The 18610-nt window shown below is 68.1% G+C and carries 17 protein-coding genes and 2 tRNA genes; 12 read left to right on the top strand and 7 right to left on the bottom strand.

Annotation, left to right across the window (positions count from 1 at the left end; translation table 11 throughout):
* Nucleotides 1-60: 60 nt before the first annotated feature.
* The 9 genes from DAA40_RS03380 (at nucleotide 61) to DAA40_RS03345 (ending at nucleotide 9333) form a co-directional block, all read left to right on the top strand.
* Nucleotides 61-711 (top strand): hypothetical protein, encoded by a 651-nt coding sequence (locus DAA40_RS03380; protein ID WP_106848289.1) that lies wholly within the window; start codon nucleotides 61-63, stop codon nucleotides 709-711.
* A gap of 39 nt (nucleotides 712-750) precedes the next feature.
* Nucleotides 751-1431 (top strand): hypothetical protein, encoded by a 681-nt coding sequence (locus DAA40_RS03375; RefSeq protein ID WP_106848288.1) that lies wholly within the window; start codon nucleotides 751-753, stop codon nucleotides 1429-1431.
* A 100-nt stretch (nucleotides 1432-1531) separates the two neighbouring features.
* Nucleotides 1532-2944, top strand: a complete 1413-nt coding sequence (locus DAA40_RS03370) for a glycine--tRNA ligase (RefSeq protein ID WP_106848287.1) — start codon at nucleotides 1532-1534, stop codon at nucleotides 2942-2944.
* Nucleotides 2945-3480: 536 nt separating this feature from the next.
* Complete coding sequence (locus DAA40_RS03365; protein ID WP_199849484.1) at nucleotides 3481-3825, top strand: hypothetical protein; 345 nt, start codon at nucleotides 3481-3483, stop codon at nucleotides 3823-3825.
* The gene (gene dusB / locus DAA40_RS03360; protein ID WP_106848285.1) at nucleotides 3822-4949 is read left to right on the top strand and encodes a tRNA dihydrouridine synthase DusB; all 1128 of its coding nucleotides are present in this window, start codon (nucleotides 3822-3824) and stop codon (nucleotides 4947-4949) included. Before DAA40_RS03365 ends, dusB begins: the two co-directional genes overlap by 4 nt.
* Nucleotides 4950-5015: 66 nt before the next feature.
* Nucleotides 5016-5639, top strand: coding sequence for a YdcF family protein (locus tag DAA40_RS03355; protein ID WP_106848284.1), 624 nt, complete (start codon nucleotides 5016-5018; stop codon nucleotides 5637-5639).
* Nucleotides 5636-6892 carry a deoxyguanosinetriphosphate triphosphohydrolase gene (locus DAA40_RS16320; RefSeq protein ID WP_199849483.1) on the top strand — a complete coding sequence of 419 codons (1257 nt, stop codon included), beginning with the start codon at nucleotides 5636-5638 and terminating at the stop codon, nucleotides 6890-6892. Before DAA40_RS03355 ends, DAA40_RS16320 begins: the two co-directional genes overlap by 4 nt.
* Nucleotides 6893-6895: 3 nt before the next feature.
* Nucleotides 6896-8806 carry a DNA primase gene (gene dnaG / locus DAA40_RS16315; RefSeq protein WP_199849482.1) on the top strand — a complete coding sequence of 637 codons (1911 nt, stop codon included), beginning with the start codon at nucleotides 6896-6898 and terminating at the stop codon, nucleotides 8804-8806.
* Nucleotides 8806-9333, top strand: coding sequence for a hypothetical protein (locus DAA40_RS03345; protein WP_106848283.1), 528 nt, complete (start codon nucleotides 8806-8808; stop codon nucleotides 9331-9333). The genes dnaG and DAA40_RS03345 overlap by 1 nt, the downstream gene beginning before the upstream one ends.
* A gap of 148 nt (nucleotides 9334-9481) precedes the next feature.
* Here the strand turns inward: DAA40_RS03345 and DAA40_RS03340 are convergent, their stop codons facing one another.
* Nucleotides 9482-9736 (bottom strand): hypothetical protein, encoded by a 255-nt coding sequence (locus tag DAA40_RS03340; RefSeq protein WP_106848282.1) that lies wholly within the window; start codon nucleotides 9734-9736, stop codon nucleotides 9482-9484.
* Between the two features lie 101 nt (nucleotides 9737-9837).
* Between DAA40_RS03340 and DAA40_RS03335 the strand changes: the two genes are divergently transcribed.
* A tRNA-Asn gene (locus tag DAA40_RS03335) sits at nucleotides 9838-9910 on the top strand.
* 167 nt (nucleotides 9911-10077) lie between these two features.
* On the top strand, nucleotides 10078-10866 hold the full coding sequence (locus tag DAA40_RS03330) for a hypothetical protein (RefSeq protein ID WP_106848281.1): 789 nt from the start codon (nucleotides 10078-10080) through the stop codon (nucleotides 10864-10866).
* Nucleotides 10867-11084: 218 nt separating this feature from the next.
* On the opposite strand, the gene DAA40_RS03325 is transcribed toward DAA40_RS03330, so the two are convergent.
* Complete coding sequence (locus tag DAA40_RS03325) at nucleotides 11085-12692, bottom strand: HNH endonuclease signature motif containing protein (protein ID WP_106848280.1); 1608 nt, start codon at nucleotides 12690-12692, stop codon at nucleotides 11085-11087.
* 445 nt (nucleotides 12693-13137) lie between these two features.
* Here DAA40_RS03325 and DAA40_RS03320 point away from each other — a divergent pair.
* Nucleotides 13138-13211, top strand: a tRNA-Ile gene (locus DAA40_RS03320).
* Here the strand turns inward: DAA40_RS03320 and DAA40_RS03315 are convergent.
* From DAA40_RS03315 to DAA40_RS03295, 5 genes are all read right to left on the bottom strand, one after another.
* Nucleotides 13209-14126 (bottom strand): NUDIX domain-containing protein, encoded by a 918-nt coding sequence (locus DAA40_RS03315; protein ID WP_106848279.1) that lies wholly within the window; start codon nucleotides 14124-14126, stop codon nucleotides 13209-13211. The genes DAA40_RS03320 and DAA40_RS03315 overlap by 3 nt on opposite strands.
* Nucleotides 14127-14303: 177 nt before the next feature.
* The gene (locus tag DAA40_RS03310; protein WP_158716207.1) at nucleotides 14304-14924 is read right to left on the bottom strand and encodes a TetR/AcrR family transcriptional regulator; all 621 of its coding nucleotides are present in this window, start codon (nucleotides 14922-14924) and stop codon (nucleotides 14304-14306) included.
* A 186-nt stretch (nucleotides 14925-15110) separates the two neighbouring features.
* Nucleotides 15111-15956 carry a transglutaminase family protein gene (locus tag DAA40_RS03305; RefSeq protein WP_106848277.1) on the bottom strand — a complete coding sequence of 282 codons (846 nt, stop codon included), beginning with the start codon at nucleotides 15954-15956 and terminating at the stop codon, nucleotides 15111-15113.
* Nucleotides 15953-16873: an alpha-E domain-containing protein gene (locus DAA40_RS03300; protein ID WP_106848276.1), complete on the bottom strand. Its 921-nt coding sequence runs from the start codon at nucleotides 16871-16873 to the stop codon at nucleotides 15953-15955. Before DAA40_RS03300 ends, DAA40_RS03305 begins: the two co-directional genes overlap by 4 nt.
* A complete protein-coding gene (locus tag DAA40_RS03295) occupies nucleotides 16867-18576 on the bottom strand; it encodes a circularly permuted type 2 ATP-grasp protein (RefSeq protein WP_106848275.1) in 1710 nt (569 codons plus the stop codon). The genes DAA40_RS03300 and DAA40_RS03295 overlap by 7 nt, the downstream gene beginning before the upstream one ends.
* Nucleotides 18577-18610: the final 34 nt, after the last annotated feature.

Raw genomic sequence — 18610 nt, 5'->3', positions numbered from 1 at the left:
CTCGATCGACTGACCGCGCCAGCAGTTATCGTTTCCACGAGCCGCAGCCAGAGGAGTCCCATGAACCAGCCGTATGACCCTAACCAGCCCCAATGGGGACAGCCGCAGACCGGCGGTCAGCCCTCCCAGCCGCATCAGTGGGGCGCACCCACAGGCCAGCCCTACGGCCAGCAGCCCGGGTACGGCGGGGCGCCGCATTGGGGACAGCAGTCTGGGTACGGTGCGCCGCAGTACGGACAGCAGGGGTACGGGCCTCAGGGGGCGCAGCCGTGGGGCAGCCCGCCGCAGCAGAAGGGCAACGGCAAGCTCATCGGTCTGATCGTGGGTGGCGTGGTGTTGCTCGCTGCGATCGGCGTCACGCTGTGGCTCGTGCTCGGCAGTGGCGGCGGGCGGAGCGTCGAAGAGACGATCGACGGGTACGTGGCGGCCGCGAAGGCGAACGACCCCGAAGAGGCCAAGAAGTTCACCTGCCCGCAGGTTGACTCGGAGATCGACGCTTCAGGCGATCCCGGCTACAGCGGGGGGCAGTTCGATATCGAGGTCAAGAGCGTCGAGGAGAACGGCGACCAGGCGACCGCGGAGGTCTCGGCGGTCTACATGGGCGAGTCCGTGGACGCCACCGTCCAGCTTGAGAAGAACTCGGACGACGACTGGGAGATCTGCGAGATTCAGGTCGACTTCGGCGCACCGAGCACGACGACCGTCGACTGACCGGATCCCGACAAACCTTCCCCGAGACAGAGGAGCCCCATGAACCAGCCGTATGATCCGAATCAACCCCAATGGGGACAGCCGCAGACCGGCGGACAGCCCACCCAGCCCCCGCAGGGGGACCAGTCCTACGGCCAGCAGGGCTACGGCCAGCAGGGCTACGGCCAGCAGCCGGCGTACGGCGCTCAGCAGAGCTACGGCCAGCAGCCCGGTCATGACCCGCAATCCGGCTACGGCCAGCAGGGCTACGGCCAGCAGGGCGCTCAGCCGTGGGCCTCGGCGCCGCAGAAGTCCGGCAACGGGAAGATGATCGGCCTCATCGTCGGCGGCGTCGTGCTGCTCGCGGCCATCGGGATCACCCTCTGGCTGGTGCTGGGCAACAGTGGCGGTCGCAGTGCACAGGAGGCCGCCGAGACCTGGATGGACGCCGCGAGCAAGGGCGATGTGGCAGCCGCGCAGGCCGTCAGCTGCCCGTCGCTGGATGACGCGATCGACGTCGATAACGAAGACGGATCGAAAGGCGGGGGAAGCCTGGCCCAGATCGACTACACCGTCCACGACGTCGAGGAGGACGGTGACACGGCCACCGCCGTCGCGACGATCGAGGAGGATGGGCAGTCGTCCGATATCGACGTGGAGCTCGAGAAGAACGACGACGGCGATTTCGAGGTGTGCGACCTGAAGGTCGCCGGCCAGTCCTACAAGGACAGCTTCAGCTAAGCACTCTGTCTCGGGCTCACCGCTCGGGCCGGTAGCATGGGGGGTTGGACGCCGCGGGCGTCCGACCCCCCAAAGCATTTGACCGCCGACCGCCAGCCGGATGGAGCAGCACACCGTGGCCAAGCCCGCACCCTCGAAGATCGACCAGGTCGTCAGCCTCGCGAAGCGCCGTGGCTTCGTGTTCCCGAGCGGTGAGATCTACGGTGGTACCCGGTCGGCCTGGGACTACGGGCCGCTGGGCGTCGAGCTGAAGGAGAACATCCGCCGGCAATGGTGGAAGTCGATGGTGCACGGCCGCGACGATGTCGTCGGTCTGGACTCCTCGATCATCCTGCCGCGCGAGACCTGGGTCGCCTCCGGTCACGTCGGCACCTTCACCGACCCGCTGGTCGAGTGCCTGCAGTGCCACAAGCGGCACCGCCAGGACCACCTGCAGGAGGCGTATGCCGCGAAGAACGGCATCGACGACCCCGACTCGGTCTCGATGGAGCTCCTCGCGTGCCCGGACTGCGGGACCCGCGGCCGGTGGACCGAGCCGCGCGACTTCCAGATGATGCTCAAGACTCATCTCGGTGTGATCGAGGACGAGTCCGGGCTGCACTACCTGCGCCCGGAGACCGCGCAGGGCATCTTCGTCAACTACGCGAACGTCGTCCAGGCCGCGCGCAAGAAGCCACCGTTCGGCATCGCGCAGACCGGCAAGTCCTTCCGCAACGAGATCACGCCCGGCAACTTCATCTTCCGCACGCGCGAGTTCGAGCAGATGGAGATGGAGTTCTTCGTCAAGCCCGGCGAGGACGAGGAATGGCACCAGTACTGGATCGACGAGCGCACCCGCTGGTATGTCGAGCTCGGTATCGACCCCGACAACCTGCGGCATTTCGAGCACCCGCAGGAGAAGCTCTCGCACTACGCCAAGCGGACCGTCGACATCGAGTACCGATTCCAGTTCACCGGCTCGGAGTGGGGCGAGCTTGAGGGCATCGCGAACCGCACCGACTTCGACCTGTCGAGTCATACCAAGCACTCGGGGACCGCGCTGGAGTTTCACGACCCGAACTCCGGTGAGCGTTACACGCCGTACGTCATCGAGCCCGCGGCCGGCCTGTCACGCTCGCTGATGACCTTCCTCGTCGACGCGTACGCCGAGGACGAGGCGCCCAACACGAAGGGCGGCGTCGACGTCCGCACTGTGCTGCGCCTCGACCCGCGGCTGGCCCCCCTGAAGGCCGCCGTGCTGCCGTTGTCGCGCAACGCAGATCTGTCACCCAAGGCGCGAGATGTCGCAGCCAAGCTGCGGCAGAGCTGGAACATCGACTTCGATGACGCCGGCGCGATCGGCCGCCGCTACCGCCGCCAGGACGAGATCGGAACGCCCTTCTGCATCACCGTCGACTTCGACTCGCTGGAGGACGACGCGGTCACCGTTCGCGAGCGCGACACCATGCGCCAGGAGCGGGTCGGCATCGACGCATTGCCGGCATATCTGGCCCCGAGGCTCACCGGGGCGTAGGGACGAAGGACGACACCAGGACACGGAGGAGGGGAGCGACGATGACCTACGGTCCGCCGCCGGGCTACGGTCCGCCGCCGGGCCCGCCTCCGGGTCGTGGTCCGCTACCAGGACCGCCCCCGGGTACGGCCCTCCGCCGGGGTATGGCCCGCCTCAGGGCCCGCCACCCGGTTACGGCCCTCCGCCGGGGTATGGCCTGCCCAGGGGCCGCCGCCTGGGCACCCGAGACCTCCCGGCCCACCCCGGGCTACGGTCCACCTCGGCTACGGCCCGCCGCCGGGCTATGGGCCACCGCCTGGTTCGCCGCCGGGCTACGGCCCGCCTCAGGGCCCGCCTCCTGGGTACGGCCCTCCATCGCCGGCAGGCCCACGCAACGTCCGCCCCGCCGGCCGAGCACGACTGGCCCCCTCGGCCTCGCCGCGGGCCGGACGGCGTGAGCGAGCCCAGCGGCGTGTTCACCAACGACGAGCTGATCGCCCCGCGGTCGGGGAAGGTCGGCGAGACGCTCGAGGGCGACGGCAGCTTTTGCGCGCCGGATGGCGCGTGCTGTCTATCGAGTACCCGCCGACGACGTGTTCATCGACGCCGGCCTGACGATCCCGGATGGCTACGCCTCGGCCATCGTCGGCGCCCTGTTCACCAACAAGGGCGACGAGCCCGTCGAGTGCGTTCCCGCGCGCGGGCTCTGCCTGATCGACAGCGACGACGGAATCCACCTCTCGGCGCCCGCCGAGGTCGAGACGCACCCGGGCTTCCGTGACGGGATGGTGAGGCCGGAGGAGACCATCGCCGGCCATGCCTTCTACCTGATCCCGAAGGAGCTCGGCGTCCGCGGCGTTCAGTGGCGAGACGGCGGCGAGAAGTTGACGTGGATGCGATGAGCGGGCTGCGTTTCGGGACGATCCCGGTCGACCCACCTGTGGTGCTCGCGCCGATGGCCGGCATCACCACCAGCGCGTACCGGAGGGTGTGCCGCCAGTACGGCGCGGGCCTGTACGTCTCGGAGATGATCACCTCCCGGGCGCTCGTCGAGCGCACCCCGCTGACCATGGACATGCTGCGCTTCCACGAGAGCGAGACGCCGCGTTCGGTCCAGCTCTACGCGGTCGATCCGCAGATCGTCGGCGAGGCGGTGCGGATTCTCCTCGAGGAGGATCGCGCCGACCACATCGATCTCAACATGGGCTGCCCGGTCCCGAAGGTGACCCGCAAGGGTGGGGGCGCGGCTCTCCCGTGGCGACGAAACCTGTTCCGGGCCATCGTCGGATCTGCGGTCACCGCGGCCGACGGCCGGGTGCCCGTCACGGTGAAGATGCGGATGGGCATCGACGAGGAACACCTCACCTTCCTCGAGGCCGGCCGCGCGGCACAAGAGGAGGGGATCGACGCGGTCGCGCTGCACGGCCGTACGGCGGCGCAGATGTATGGCGGCACTGCGGACTGGAACGCGATCACGATGCTGGTCGAGGAGCTCGACGTCCCCGTGCTGGGCAACGGCGACATCTGGGAGGCGGACGACGCGATCGCGATGGTGGCGCAGACCGGCTGCGCCGGGGTGGTGGTCGGGCGCGGTTGCCTGGGCCGTCCCTGGCTGTTCGCCGACCTCGCCAACGCGTTCGCCGGCCGGCCAGAGCGGGTGCGGCCCGCGCTGTCCGAGGTGGCGGACACGATGCGCCAGCATGCGGCCTACATGGCCGAGGATCTCGGGGAGATCCGTGCCTGCCGCGACTTTCGCAAGCACGTGGCCTGGTATCTGAAGGGATTCCGGGTGGGCTCCGAGCTGCGCCAGCAGCTCGGCCTGATCGACTCGCTCGCCCGACTCGACGACCTGCTCGACGGTCTGCTGCAGGTTCACGGCGACCAGCCCTACCCGGAGAGCATCCTGGGGCTAGCGCGTGGGCGGTCGACCGGCACTCGGAAGGTCACACTGCCCGAGGGCTGGCTGGCGGATCGTGACAGCTGCGCGGTGCCCTTCGGAGCCGAGGTAGACGTCTCCGGTGGCTGAGCGCACACGTTGTCCGGCGCCCATACACTGGCGGGCGTCCCTCGTCGTCGTGAGCAAGGCAGCAGCGTGATCGGCAAGCTTTTCGTACGCCTCGGCGCCGGTCTGCTGCTCGGCAGCGTGCTCGGGGTGCTCGCTGTTGCCTACAGCGTCTGGAAGGTCGCGCGTGAGACTGACGACCAGCCCGCCGATGTGATCATCGTGCTGGGAGCCGCGCAGTACAACGGTGAGCCGTCGGCAGTCTTTCAATGGCGGCTGCAGCACGCTCTTGACCTGTGGCGCGATGGCTATGCCGACACCATCGTGACCGTCGGCGGCAACCGCGCCGGGGATCAGTTCACCGAGGCCTCCGCCGGCAAGAAGTGGCTCGTCGAGCAGGGGGACGTACCCGAGTCCGCCGTCCTGGCTGTCGAGTCCGGCAGCAACACGCTGACCAGCGCTGAGGCTCTCGGCCCGGTCTTCGCCGACCGCGGCTGGAACGACGCTCTTGTCGTCACCGATCCGCCGCACATCCTGCGTGCCAAGACGATGATCGCCGATCAGGGCATCGTGGTCTATGGATCACCGCCCCGCGCCGGGCCGGCGGTCCAGACCCGCCGCACCCAGCTCGAGTACATCGTCCGCGAGACCGGTGCCTTGCTGTACTACGGCGTGTTGGGTGACTCGGGCGAGTCGGGGATGTCGATCTCATGAGCTACACCGCAGCAGACACGCAGCGCTTCGTTCGCGAACCGGGCAAGTCGAGCTACTTCGCCGGGGGAGAGGGCGCCGTCCGCTCCGAGTTCGCCCGCGACCGCGCCCGGATCCTGCACTCCTCGGCGCTGCGTCGGCTGGCCGGCAAGACCCAGGTCGTCGTACCGGGCGAGGACGACTTCCCGCGCACCCGGCTGACCCACTCTCTCGAGGTCGCGCAGATCGCCAGGGAGATGGGGGCCGCGCTCGGTCTGGACCCGGACATCACCGACGCCGCAGGCCTGGCACACGACCTCGGTCATCCGCCGTTCGGTCACAACGGGGAGCGTGCCCTCGACGAGGTCTCGGACGAATGCGGGGGGTTCGAGGGCAATGCGCAGACGCTCCGCGTTGTCGCCCGGCTCGAGTCGAAGGTGCTGGCCGGCGAGATCAATGCGGGCCTGAACCTGACCCGGGCGGTGCTGGACTCGACCTGCAAGTACCCCTGGCCGAGGCGGGCCGGGGTGCGCAAGTTCGGCGTGTACGCCGACGACCTGCCGACCTTCGAATGGGCGCGCGCCGGGATCGATCACCAGCGGCCCTGCATGGAGGCCCAGGTGATGGACTGGGCAGACGACATCGCCTACTCCGTCCATGATGTGGAGGACGGCGCGATCACCGGCCTGCTCGACCTGTCCCGTCTGGCCGACCCGGAGGAGGCGGCCGTGGTGTGCGCGATCGCGGCGGGATCGTTTGTAGCGGCCGATCCCGCCGGCCTGCAGAGCGTGCTCAGCGACCTGCTCGCGCTGCCGGTCGTGCAGGACGTCGCGGCGTATGGCGCAGAGGTCGGGTCCTCCCGGCGTGGCCGGGTCGCGCTCAAGCGCGCGACCAGCGAGTTGCTCGGTCGCTTCAGTGCCGCGGCGATCGAGGCGACCCGTCGCGAGTACGGCGAGGCGCCGTTGACCCGTTACCACGCGTCGCTGGTGATCCCGGACGTCGTTGCTGCCGAGTGCGCGCTGCTGAAGGCGACCGCCGTCCGCTATGTGATGGAGCGCGAAGGAGCCGCGGAGCTGCAACGGTGGCAGCGGTCGGTGCTGAAGGACCTCGTGGCGGCGCTGCGTGAGCGACCGGAGGAGCTGGTCGATCAGCATGCCGATGCGTACGCGGCCGCGAGCGACGACGGCGCTCGGTTGCGCGCGATCATCGACCAGGTCGCCGAGCTCACCGACAAGAGCGCCGTGCTGTGGCGCAACCGGCTGTGCGGGGACGACTGATCCATGGCTGGTCTGATCCGCAACGAGGACATCCAGGAGGTGCGTGAGCGCGCCGGGATCGCAGATGTCATTGGGGAGTACGTCACGCTGCGTAATGCGGGCGGCGGCAACCTGAAGGGACTGTGCCCCTTCCACGACGAGAAGACTCCCTCGTTCAGCGTCTCTCCGGGCCGCGGGTTCTTCTACTGCTTCGGGTGCGGGGAGTCGGGCGACGTCATCTCGTTCGTTCAGAAGATCGATCACGTCGGGTTCGCCGAGGCGGTCGAGCAGCTCGCGGACCGGGTCGGCATCCAACTGCGTTACGAGAGCAGCGGTGGCCCCGCCGGCGGGCAGCGTCAGCCGGGGATGCGGCAGCGTCTCGTGGCGGCGAACAGGGCGGCGGTCGACTTCTACCGCGAGCAGCTGTCGGCGCCGGGCGCGGCTGCGACGGCCCGCGCATTCCTTGCAGAGCGCGGTTTCGGCCAGCAGGCCGCCGCCGACTTCTCGTGCGGGTTCGCCCCGGACGGCTGGGACCTGCTGGTGAGGCATTTACGGCAGAAGGGCTTCAGCGAGAAGGAGCTGCTGATGGCCGACCTGGCGCGCCGCTCGTCACGGGGGACGCTGATCGACCGCTTCCGTAAGCGGCTGATGTGGCCGATCTTCGACCGACACGGAGATCCGATCGGTTTCGGTGCTCGTCGACTCTTCGACGACGACCCGAGCGAGGCGAAGTATCTCAACACCTCGGAAACGCCGCTGTACAAGAAGAGTACCGTGCTGTTCGGCATCGAGAAGGCGCGTCGCGAGATCGCGAAGAGCCGCCAGGTAGTGGTCGTCGAGGGCTACACGGACGTGATGGCGTGCCATCTCGCCGGCGTGCCGACCGCGGTCGCCTCGTGCGGCACGTCCTTCGGGTCGGAGCACATCTCGGTGATCCGGCAGCTGCTGATGGACAGCGACGTGTTCCGCGGCGAGGTCATCTTCGTCTTCGACGGCGACGAGGCAGGCCAGAAGGCCGCGTTGAAGGCGTTCGCCGACGACCAGAAGTTCACCGCACAGACCTTCGTCGCGGTCGAGCAGGACGGTCGCGACCCGTGCGAGCTCCGGCAGGACGTCGGCGACGCCGCCGTCCGCGACCTGATCGCGCGACGCCAGCCGCTGGTCGAGTTCGCCATCACGTCTCGGCTGCGGCTGCATGATCTCGACACGGTCGAGGGGCGAGTGGCCGCCCTGGACGAGACGATCCCACTGGTTGCACAGATCAAGGACGTCGCGCTGCGTACGGAGTACGCGCGCCGGCTCGCCGGGTTGATCGGGGTGGACGACCCGAACCGGGTGGTGGCACGGGTGCGGGCGTGGCGCCCGGATCACCAGCATCCTAGGCAGCGACGGGTCGCCCGCGAGCCTGAGGCGCCGGCAGAGCGGGCCGGGATGGCGCGGCCACGGCCGGATGACCCGGCGGCGCGCGCCGAGCGCGAGTCCCTGAAGCTGGCGCTGCAGGCGCCGGCGATCGTCGGTCCGTCACTGGACGCCGCCACCGAGGAGCTGTATCGGGTCCCGGCGTACGCGGCGCTGCGCAGGCACATCGAGGCTGCCGGCGGGGTCGCCGCGGCGCCGAACGGCCAGGCCTGGGTCGGCCAGATCGCCGAGACTGTGCGGGGAGAGGACGCGGCAGTGCTCGTGAGCCTGCTGCACGAACTCGCGGTCGAGCCGTTGCGAGTGCCTGGGGAGGCCCCCGACCACCGGTATGTGACGTCGGTGATCGCCGCTCTGCAGCTGCCGCGGGTTTCCGAGCAGATCAGGCAGATCAAGTCGCGGTTGCAGCGGATCAACCCACTGGAGGACGACGCGACCTATCGGCGCACATTCGGTGAGCTGGCGACGATGGAGCAGCTGGCGCGTGGGCTGCGCGAGCAGGCGGCGGGAGGGCCGTGATGGGGATCCTGAAGAAGCTGTTCTCCCGGCGTCCGCCGGTTCCGGTGTCCGCCAAGCGCTATCTGGAGCCGGAGGAGCGGGAGCTGGCGTGGGCCGAGGCGGTCACCGGCCAGGTGCTCGTGGCGACGCCTCGGGGTCTGCATGTCACGGGTGAACGTGCACACCGCCTAGTGCCGTGGCACACCGTCACGAAGGCGACCTGGGCCGATCGCAAGCTGACCGTGATAGAGGCCAAGCCGGCCGAGGGCAGCGAGATCGTCGATGAGAGGCCTTGGCAGCTCGAGTTCGACGAACCCGGTGGGATCCCCGTCATCTTGCGGAAGCGGGTGCAGAACAGCGTGGCGGTGACCGAGCACCAGCCGATTGTGGGCGGCGTCCGGTTCGTAGGGCGCCGGGTCGCCGGCCAGGATGGTCTGCTGTGGCAGTACCGCCTCGACCGGCCCAGGGTGCTCTCTCACGAGGAGCGGGCGATGGCCGAGTCGGCGCTGGAGCAGATCCGCCGTGAGAACACCCCGACTGATCTCTGACAGCGGGGAGGCCAGCCGCTTCCGATCTTCTTCATGGGCGCAGCGTCTTTCATCTGTGACCTGGGACTCGGCGCCTCGAACCTAGCTGCGTGGAACGGGATGACAAAGCCCCGCCGGCCAGCGCCAGCGGGGCTTTGGGGTGGTGTATCTAGACCGTCGTACCGGGGTTGGCCTTGATCTCGTCGATCTCTGAGGTTGGGTACCCGCCCCCGGCGACCTTGGACTTGACGGTGTCCACGACGGTCTCGGCCTGCGCCTCGAGCATTCCGGCGACGCCCTGGACCTTGGGGTTGTCCTTCACCTGGCGCGACAGACGCTTGATCTGCTCGTAACGCTGGCGACCGGCTTTTGCTCCAAGTACGTAGCCCGCGGCAACGGCGGCGAGCAGGAACAGCTTGCGCATGATTTTCGACCTTCTCTCGTGATGCTGGTCATCTCTGGCGGGGTTGCTGTTCTCCACCCTAGTCGTCTGAGGTATTGTTTGTCGGTCGGTTCCCGATACGGTCCCCTATAGCTCAATTGGCAGAGCATTCGACTGTTAATCGAAGGGTTCTTGGTTCGAGTCCAAGTAGGGGAGCCGCCAAAAGCCCAGGTCAGAGCCTCTATCGGCTCGCCTGGGCTTCGTCGTTCTCCAGGTCGAGAAGGCGTCAAGAGGCCGTCATCCCCGGGGATCTCTCGGCGTTGGTCGAGTCTCGAAGCGCAGCGAAGCACTGGGTGAGTAGTGTCTCGTGCAGGAGGCGACGAATGGACCCTTTTGACCTCATTCCGGACGCGACGCGCGAGGCGCTCAACGCGGCGGCGTTGAGCGCGGCCCCGAGCCTCAACCGCGCTGTGCTCGATGCCGTCAGTAAGGCGTCCATCCCGCCGGACCTCCTGCGGTTGAGTGCGAAGGCTGCTAACCAGGCTGCCGAAGCCGCCAGTGTTGCGCTCCAGCAGTCCCTCGTTGTTAACGCCCGTCAATGGCAGGTCGACGTGTCGAAGCTTGCCAATTCGGTCGTCCCCGAAGCCGCGCTCAAGGCTGTGTACGCGAACATGGCCGGCGCCGCAGTCCCGATCGCGCGCGACATCTTGTCGAGCGTGGCTACCCACCCCTCTTTGACCGAGGTCATTTCCAACGCTGAGGTAGCCTTCGAATCCCTTCGGCAGCAGATCCACAGGGACATCGGTGGCGAGGGCATAGAGGTCTCCGACGATGGCTGGGTCAGTAACATTGATCGAGACGTAGAAAAGGACGAGGCTTGGGCGAATGTCCTCGTCGCATACGGGATCGTTTTTCGTTACGTCGCTGCTCTCTTCGGCGCTGCCGGCATCGTCGCGGATGACGCGCGACGAGTGGCCAACTACAACACGGACCAAAGGCTGGCGGCGGCGAGCGGGCTCGGGCTTCTCGCGGCACCGGCGGCGCCGTGGGCGCCAGTTGTCGCTGGCATTGCCATCTACCTGGCGCTGGCGGCGTGCGGCGCGCTCGCGAGGGAAGATTTCGGCGAGCAACTCGCGGACGACGGCGAGCCGACAGATGGTTGTTCCGCTTAGGCATGCAAGACTGAGAGAACCCGCGAGCGCTTCGAGGTGTCTAGCATCTCGAATCGCTTGCGGGTTCTTAAAGCCACCAAAACCCCACGTGGGAGCGTAATTGTTGGCGTGGGCTTCAGCATTCTCCGCACCCGGGGGCGCCATATACCGGGGGCTCTGACGTCGCAGTGGAGATGCCCCGGGGCCACAAGGTTGCCGGCACCGAGAACAGCATCGCGTCAGCTGCTTAGGCGGCTCTGGTCAGGCCCGGGCGGCCGAATGGCGTCGATGGCTTTCGCGAGTCGCTGTTCGATGCCGGGCGGTGCGGACCCTCGGGCACGTTCACCGCTCGTGGCGACTGTCTCGGCTCTCGGCCGGTCGGGTGTGATGAGGAGCGGTGGGGGTGGGTGGCTGGTGTAGCGGTGCCCGGTCGGGGTCCGGATGACGGTGACGTGTGCTCCGTCGACCTCGAAGGCGCCGGTTCTCCATCCGGGCAGGGTCTTGGTCTGGTTGCAGCGCCGGCATAGCCCCTGCCCGTTGAGCCAGCTCGTGGCGCCACCGGCGGCATGGGGATTGATGTGGTCGATGTCGCGGATCGGGGCGCCGCAGACGCGGCAGGCCTGGTCGCGGACCTGGATGGCGTGCCGCAGTGCTCCGGTGAAGGAGCGGCGGCGTTCGTCGACCTGGCGGACCTGACCGGAGACCGGGTCGGTGAACACGCGGCGGATCCACCGCCTGGCCTTCTCGTCGGTGATCAGCGCGATCTGGCGGGCCAGGGGCGCGGGGATGACGTGCTCCCCGATTCGTCCCGGCAGCTCCCCGCACCTACCCACCGGCTCCGCCGGTTCTGTCGGTTCGGGGCTGCGGGGTGGTGTCCGGGTGCCGAACGGCCAGGGCGCCGGACTCATCGCCGCGCCGTACGGCGCGACGTACTCACCCGGCACCGCGGGCTCGATGTCCGCGGTGGGCTGGGTGCTGGGGTCAGGCTCGAGAAGGGCTTCGGCGGGCATCACCAGCTGGATCTCGACCGGGACCAGGTCGGCATCACTGATCCCGGTGAGGCGGGCGAATAACTCGTCGGCCATGATCTGCCCGCGTGAGCGGGGGTCGCCGGCCGCTTTCTGCGCGTCCGCGTGCTTCGCGAGGGAGGCGTAGGCCGCCACGCCCTCCTTCACCGGCAACAAGCCGGTCAGGTACAGCATCGCATCCGGTGCCGGGCGGGTGGTCACGGTGCGGTCCTTGTGCGCCATCGCGATCCGCCGCGTTACCGACGCGGCATCCACTCGGGCGGCCTCAGCGCGAGCGATTGCCGCGGCGCGGCGAGCACTCGTGCCCGCGGCCAGCCTGGGCGCGAGGCGTTCGTCGACGATCGCGCGGTCCTGCGGCATCAGGCACACCGTTTCCTTCGCCACCGCCAGCGCCACACCCTCACTGACCGCGCCGCACGCTAACCGGCCCATGGTCTGGGGCAGCTCGCCCACCAGACCCTTGGCAAGAGCCAGGTCGTTCGCGGCGCGGTGCGCACTCACCCCACGCGCCAGCGCGATCTGATCAGCGATCCCCCTCCCGCGCTCGGCCCTCGGCACCCCGCGCTGCTCGGCCGCGGCACGCTGGGAAGCATCGAACGCGACCTGGACGCGTGCCTCACCGGCAGCGAGCACCGCCCGCAGTTGCCGGTAGGCCTGTAGCAGGTCGATCAACCCGGCATCACTCACCTGAGCAAGTCGCCCATCGGCGTCCGCGCCGGCCAGCGATCCCAGACACTCCAGGGCAGCGCGCAGCGACTCGATCGGACGCACATCGTCCGCGAGCGTGACCGCTACTTCGCCGTCCTGCCTGAGATCCATGACACACACGCTACGGACCAGCACCGACAATCCCGCCGACAAGAAAACCGATCCGGGCGCATCTGTGGACAACCACCGGTCTGTGGACAACCGACGCCCCAGCCCCGGCCCTCGTCCGCCTCATCTGCTACCGGCCCCTCACCTCTCGACACTGGCCAACCTGCACCAGCAGGCGCGTGGTTGCGTGAACCAGCACCCTGCGGCGTCTCCACGCGCCTGCGGCGCTGGTCGACGACCCTGCCAAGCGGCGCCTCCACGCGAGCAGTTCCGGCAGGCGTGATTGACACACGGTCGTCGATGGCGGCCGGAGGCCGCTAGAGACGTAGCGGGACGCCGATGTTCGCATCCCACTGATCGATTGCAGCGGCCGACGGACTACCGGCGGCAGGGTGGCCAACTCGGCTGGCAGAATAGGTGCGCGCGACGCGGGGTGTCCGGTCGCGATGGGGCGGTAGCTCAGTTGGTCAGAGCAGTGGACTCATAATCCATCGGTCGCCGGTTCGAGCCCGGCCCGCCCTACCGGTCCTCGTCCCCAGACCTGCCCGGCTGGTCCTCGAGGGCGCGGTGCAGCGTGGCGGGCCCGATGGTTCGGGCGCCGTGGCGCTGCACACGGGCTCGGAGGTCGCGGTCGGCGGTTACCACCGCCACGTCCTGCTCACCGAGTCGGGCCACGTGATCGACGATCGCGCTGTCGCCGTCCCGCTCGGCACGGACGACCGAGATGGTTGTCTCGCCGGGGATCGTTGCCTGCTTTGCCTGGCCTTCGAGGACGACGCTGAGTGTCGGCCAGAGACGCCATGAATCGTCGGAGCCGAACCAGTGGCCGGGGACGCCGACGTCCAGCAGTCCGGTGAGTCGGCCAAGGAGCTGCTCTGCAGCCCCGGAGCGGTCGTGCCACCAGCCGTCAGGACGCGAACCGATGACGTTGGCGGCGTCCACGACCAGGACCGTGGGTCGCAAGAGCCGCTGGTGCATCGATGGCCAGGCGTTGCCGAATCCGGGGTGGAGGGGTAGATCGTCGACCTCGTCGAGGGCGACCCAACGGAGTTCTACGCTCTCGGGATCGGTGATCTGGGCCTCGAACGGCTCGTCGACGTTCACGGCGACCGTCGTATAGCTCCAATAGCCGACGTCGAAGGTGAAGGTGAACCGCAGGCTCATCCCGCCGTCCGGCACACCGGCTTCCTCACGTGCCTCGCGCAGAGCGCCGTCGATAGCGCTTTCGCCAACGTGCCTCGCTCCGCCTGGGAGACCCCAGGTTCCGCCTTGATCGCTCCAGGCGACCCGGTGTTGCAGCAGGATTCCCCGCGTTGGATCATGCGCGAGCAGGCCGGCTGCGCCACCGCGCCCCCAGAATCGCCCCCGCGGACCAGTCGCCCAGCCGTCATTGGGATCCCGGGGACCATGCGGTCGCCGCGGTTCGAATCTCGCCATCCGCCCAGCCTACGTGCGTCAGCATCGATCGCGGCTGTCCGTCGCTGCTTGCGGAGATTGTCGTCCTGCGGCGTATCTAGCGGCCTGCGGCCGCAATCGACGACCGTGGTGGTACACAGCCGTGATCGATGGTCGTAGTGGTGCGCGGCCCGCTATATCGACGGCACGGCCGATAGGTCAGGCTGCCGGCTCGAGGGCGGCCGCCAGGAAGCAGCGTACGGACTCCTCGAACAGCTCGGCCTGACCATACGGGTTGGCGGCAAGTGCCGCCTTCAAGTACGGCTGCTTGCGGGCCGTGACCCCCGGGATGACGCGGGTGCGAGGTGCGGCCGGAAACTGGGCTTCAGCAGCAGTGCCGCCGAAGATGATCCGCTGTAGCCCGTCGATGATGAGGACCTGCCGATCGGTGGGCACGTCGTCCGCGTCCAGGTACTCGGCGATACGCTCCTGCATCTCCAGCAGCGACTCACGAGGCAGATAGCGAAGGACGACGTCGGCGGCCTTGCGATGACTCAGAATAGTGCTTCTGGCGCTGCAGCACAGCGTGACGAGCCATTCGAACACGTGCTCGTTCTCGTCGTACTCGGGGACCGGGATCGACGCCAGGACGTGCTTCGCGACCTCGGTAAGCAGCTCTGCCTTGTCGTTAAAGTGATGGTAGAGCGACGGAGCGCGGACGCCGAGCGCCTGCGCCAGCCGCGGCAGGCTGAACCCGTCGAACCCGTCATCCGCGATGATCTTCAGGCTGGTGGTGACGGCGATCTCGCGGCTGATGAGAGGGGACGACGGACGTGGCATTGCTACAACAACTCCCGGGGGGCGTCGGGACATGACGCGGATTGCTTCCGCATCTCCACTCTAGTCGCAGCGAGCGAATCGCGACGACATCTAACTGCATTAGTTTTGACCTACTGGTCACCGTGCGCAGCGGTTCGACACAGACTCCGTCATGCGGTGACGCTGAACCGTCTTTCCAGCGAGAGCCTAGATCTCCCGGGTCATCGAGACCTCGACGAAGAGGTCCGCGCCAGGCTTTCCTGCGTAGATTCCGCGTAGCGGTGCCACGTCCGCGTAGTCGCGGCCACGTCCGACGATGACGTGCGAGTCGTTGATCTCCAGCGAGTTGGTGGGGTCGTATCCCGTCCAGTCGCCAGCGTACCACTCGATCCACGCGTGGGACTCGCCGGAGAGCTCCTGACCGACCTCGAACGACGAGGTCGGTTGCACGTAGCCCGATACATAGCGAGCCGGAATCCCGATCGAGCGCAGAGCCGAGACCGCGACGTGGGCGATGTCCTGGCAGACGCCCTTCTTGTGCTCCCAAACCTCAGCAGCGGTGGAGGCGACATGGGTGGCGCCACGGACGTACTCGATCTCGTCGGCGATCGCGTCGCAGATCTCACGGGCAGCAAGGGCAGGAGTGGCCGCCCGTGCTCGCACCTCCTCGGCCAGGGTGACGATCGGCTCGGTCGGTGTGGTGTGCACGGTCGCGAACAGCTGGTCGGACAGCTCCACCGACCGATCGCCGATGCCGTCCAGGTCCTCCCACGTCAGGTCGCCCGGGTCGTGCTCGCGTGGCTGGATCTCGATCAGGCTCTCGGCGGAGAGGGTGAGCTCCTCGTGCTGCTCCAGGATCTCGAATGCCGTCACGCGGGTGCCCCAGTAGTCGATGAACGAGTCGCGAGAGGTCAGCGGATTGATCTCGATCCGCGAGTGCAGCAGGTACTGCCGCTGGGTGTCCATCGGCTGCATCCGCGCCTCGTTGTACGACGCGCTCACCACGGCGGGGTAGTGGAAGCCGGTCTGGTGCTTGATTCGTAGCCGCCTCATGCGCGATCTCCCGTCCACTCCGGTGCGTAGCTCTGGAAGTACCGCCGTTGGATCGCCTCGGAGATCGTGGCGGCGGCGGTCTGGATCTGATCGACGTAGTCGTGCAGGTTGTTCACGAGCTCGTCGGTCTCCAGGTACTCCAGCCGGTTGCGGAGGTTGCCGACCTGGCGTGCCGCGGGGTCGTTGACCCCGGCGCGTTCGACCGTCGGGTCGATCCGGCGCAGGCAGTCCTCGGCCAGCCGCAGCGAGTACAGCGCGGAGCGGGGAAACAGCCGGTCGAGAATTAGGAACTCCGCGGCGGACGACGTCTTCGGCGCGCCGCGATAGGTGCGCAGATAAGCCTCGTACGCGCCACAGGACCACAGGATCGTCGTCCACGACGGCCGAGTCGGCAGCATTCGGGTCGCGACCATCCGCGCAGTCATGTCGGCCCGCTCCAGCGAACGGCCGAGCGTGAAAAACTGCCAGGTCTCATCGCGGCTCGTGGCAGACTCGATCATCCCGATCGTCATCGCTGTACGGTCGCGGACCCACCCGTAGTGCTTGTGCGACTGCTCGGCCGACAGCCGGCGCGGCATGCGCATCTGGGTGGTGTTCATGCACTCCCAGACGTCGCTGGCGATGATCTCGCGGGCCCGCCGCGCGTTCTCGCGAGCGGACAGCAGGGAGTGCGCGATCGATCCCGGATGGTTCGCGTCGAGCGTGAGCTTGTCGATCACGTGCTGCCCGGTCACGAGCATGTCGTCCTCGACCGGGCTGCCGAGCACGACCATCAGCGATCGGCAGGCCTGGTCCTCGGAGACACCGCTGTCCTCCAGCAGCAGCTGCAGGTGGATGTCCAGGATCCGGGCCGTGGAGTCGGCCCGCTCGATGTAGCGGCCGATCCAGAACAGCGACTCGGCGATCCGGCTCAGCACGAGCTACCTCCCTCGACGCGGGCCTGCTGTTGCTGTTGTTGCTGCTGCTGTTGTTCCTGCTCGCTCTCGTCGGCGTCGAAGCGGCCGGTGGCCGCCGGATGGATCACCAGCGGCTTGAGGTCCTCCTCCTGGACGGCGGGCCGCTCCTCGGACAGCTCGTCGTCGACCGGCTCCTCCGAAACTGCGCGGTCCTCTGGCTCGAGCGCGGTCTCGAGTGCTTCCTTTTGCTCGACCTCGTCGGCGTGCCGTCCCAGTACCCAGGTGTCCTTGGTGCCGCCGCCCTGGCTGGAGTTCACGACGAGCCGGCCTTCGGGCAGCGCCACGCGGGTCAGGCCGCCTGGCAGCACCCAGATGTCGGTTCCGTCGTTGACGGCGAACGGGCGCAGGTCGGCATGCCGTGGACGGATGCCCTCGTCGACGAGGGTCGGGATCGTCGACAGTTGGACGACGGGCTGCGCGATCCAGCCGCGCGGGTCGCGCAGCAGTGTCTTGCGTAGCTCCTCGAGCTCGTCCTTGGTCGCGTGCGGGCCGATCACCAGCCCCTTACCCCCGGACCCGTCCACCGGCTTGACCGCGAGCTCGTGGAGGCGGTCGAGGACCTCCTCGAGGGCGCCCGGCTCCTCGAGGCGCCATGTGTCGACGTTCGGCAGGATCGGCTTCTCGCCGAGGAAGTAGTCCATCAGATCGGGCATATAGGTGTAGACCAGCTTGTCGTCGGCGACACCGTTGCCGATCGCGTTGGCGAGCGTGACGTTGCCGCGTCGCGCCGCCTCGACCAGGCCGGGCGCGCCGAGCACCGAGTCGGGGCGGAACTGCAGCGGGTCGAGGAACTCGTCGTCCACCCGCCGGTAGATGACGTCGACGCGCTGGGGGCCCGCCGTGGTGTGCATGTAGACCCGGCCGCCGGTGCAGAACAGGTCGCGACCCTCTACCAGCTCGACGCCCATCAACCGTGCCAGCAGGGTGTGCTCGTAGTACGCGGAGTTGTAGACGCCGGGGGTGAGCACGACGACGGTGGGATCGTCGACGCCATTAGGGGCGCTGGCCCGCAGTGCCGCGAGCAGCCGGTGCGGATAGTCGCCCACCGCCCGCACCGTCATCTTGAAGAACAGCTCTGGCAGGGTCTGGCCCATGACCCTGCGGTTGGAGATCACGTACGAGACCCCGGAGGGCACCCGTACGTTGTCCTCGAGGACGCGCCACAGGCCAGCTTCGTCACGGATGACGTCGATGCCGGCGACCACCACGCGGACGCCGTTCGGTGGCTCGATGTCGGCGGCCTGGCGATGATAGTGGGCCGAGCTGCTGATCAGCTTCGCAGGGATGACGCCGTCCTTGATGCACCGGCCAGGACCGTAGATGTCCTCCAGGAACGCCTCCAGGACCCGCACTCGCTGCGCGACGCCCGATTCGAGGTAGCCCCACTCGGGGGGCGAGATGATCCGGGGGACCGCATCCAGCGGCATCGGGGCTTCCTCGCCAGCGAAGTCGAAAGTGATGCCCTGGGCCAGATAGGAACTCGCGAGCGCATCGGTGCGCTCGCGGAACTCGGTCTGCGTCATCTGATCGAGAGCGACCAGGATCTCGCGGTATTCCGGACGTGGCTTGCCGTGGACGTCGAACATCTCGTCCCACGCCTGTCCTTGGCTGCGGCCACCGCGCCGATAGCCCTCGAACAGGTCTCCTGTCGTCTTCGAAGCCATGCGACCACCCTATCGGCCTTATGTTTCGAGTGTG

The organism is Blastococcus sp. Marseille-P5729 (assembly GCF_900292035.1).
Classification (GTDB): domain Bacteria; phylum Actinomycetota; class Actinomycetes; order Mycobacteriales; family Antricoccaceae; genus Cumulibacter.
Note: the sequence above shows the minus strand (reverse complement) of the source record. Positions and strands in the feature narration are given on the sequence as shown.

Bases quoted from the DNA above. Each gene is read 5' to 3' on its own strand.
- DAA40_RS03380 (WP_106848289.1), top strand. From the start codon at position 61: ATGAACCAGCCGTATGACCCTAACCAGCCCCAATGGGGACAGCCGCAG.
- DAA40_RS03375 (WP_106848288.1), top strand. From the start codon at position 751: ATGAACCAGCCGTATGATCCGAATCAACCCCAATGGGGACAGCCGCAG.
- DAA40_RS03370 (WP_106848287.1), top strand. From the start codon at position 1,532: ATGGAGCAGCACACCGTGGCCAAGCCCGCACCCTCGAAGATCGACCAG.
- DAA40_RS03365 (WP_199849484.1), top strand. From the start codon at position 3,481: ATGGCGCGTGCTGTCTATCGAGTACCCGCCGACGACGTGTTCATCGAC.
- dusB (WP_106848285.1), top strand. From the start codon at position 3,822: ATGAGCGGGCTGCGTTTCGGGACGATCCCGGTCGACCCACCTGTGGTG.
- DAA40_RS16320 (WP_199849483.1), top strand. From the start codon at position 5,636: ATGAGCTACACCGCAGCAGACACGCAGCGCTTCGTTCGCGAACCGGGC.
- dnaG (WP_199849482.1), top strand. From the start codon at position 6,896: ATGGCTGGTCTGATCCGCAACGAGGACATCCAGGAGGTGCGTGAGCGC.
- DAA40_RS03345 (WP_106848283.1), top strand. From the start codon at position 8,806: ATGGGGATCCTGAAGAAGCTGTTCTCCCGGCGTCCGCCGGTTCCGGTG.
- DAA40_RS03340 (WP_106848282.1), bottom strand. From the start codon at position 9,736: ATGCGCAAGCTGTTCCTGCTCGCCGCCGTTGCCGCGGGCTACGTACTT.
- DAA40_RS03330 (WP_106848281.1), top strand. From the start codon at position 10,078: ATGGACCCTTTTGACCTCATTCCGGACGCGACGCGCGAGGCGCTCAAC.
- DAA40_RS03325 (WP_106848280.1), bottom strand. From the start codon at position 12,692: ATGGATCTCAGGCAGGACGGCGAAGTAGCGGTCACGCTCGCGGACGAT.
- DAA40_RS03315 (WP_106848279.1), bottom strand. From the start codon at position 14,126: ATGGCGAGATTCGAACCGCGGCGACCGCATGGTCCCCGGGATCCCAAT.
- DAA40_RS03310 (WP_158716207.1), bottom strand. From the start codon at position 14,924: ATGCCACGTCCGTCGTCCCCTCTCATCAGCCGCGAGATCGCCGTCACC.
- DAA40_RS03305 (WP_106848277.1), bottom strand. From the start codon at position 15,956: ATGAGGCGGCTACGAATCAAGCACCAGACCGGCTTCCACTACCCCGCC.
- DAA40_RS03295 (WP_106848275.1), bottom strand. From the start codon at position 18,576: ATGGCTTCGAAGACGACAGGAGACCTGTTCGAGGGCTATCGGCGCGGT.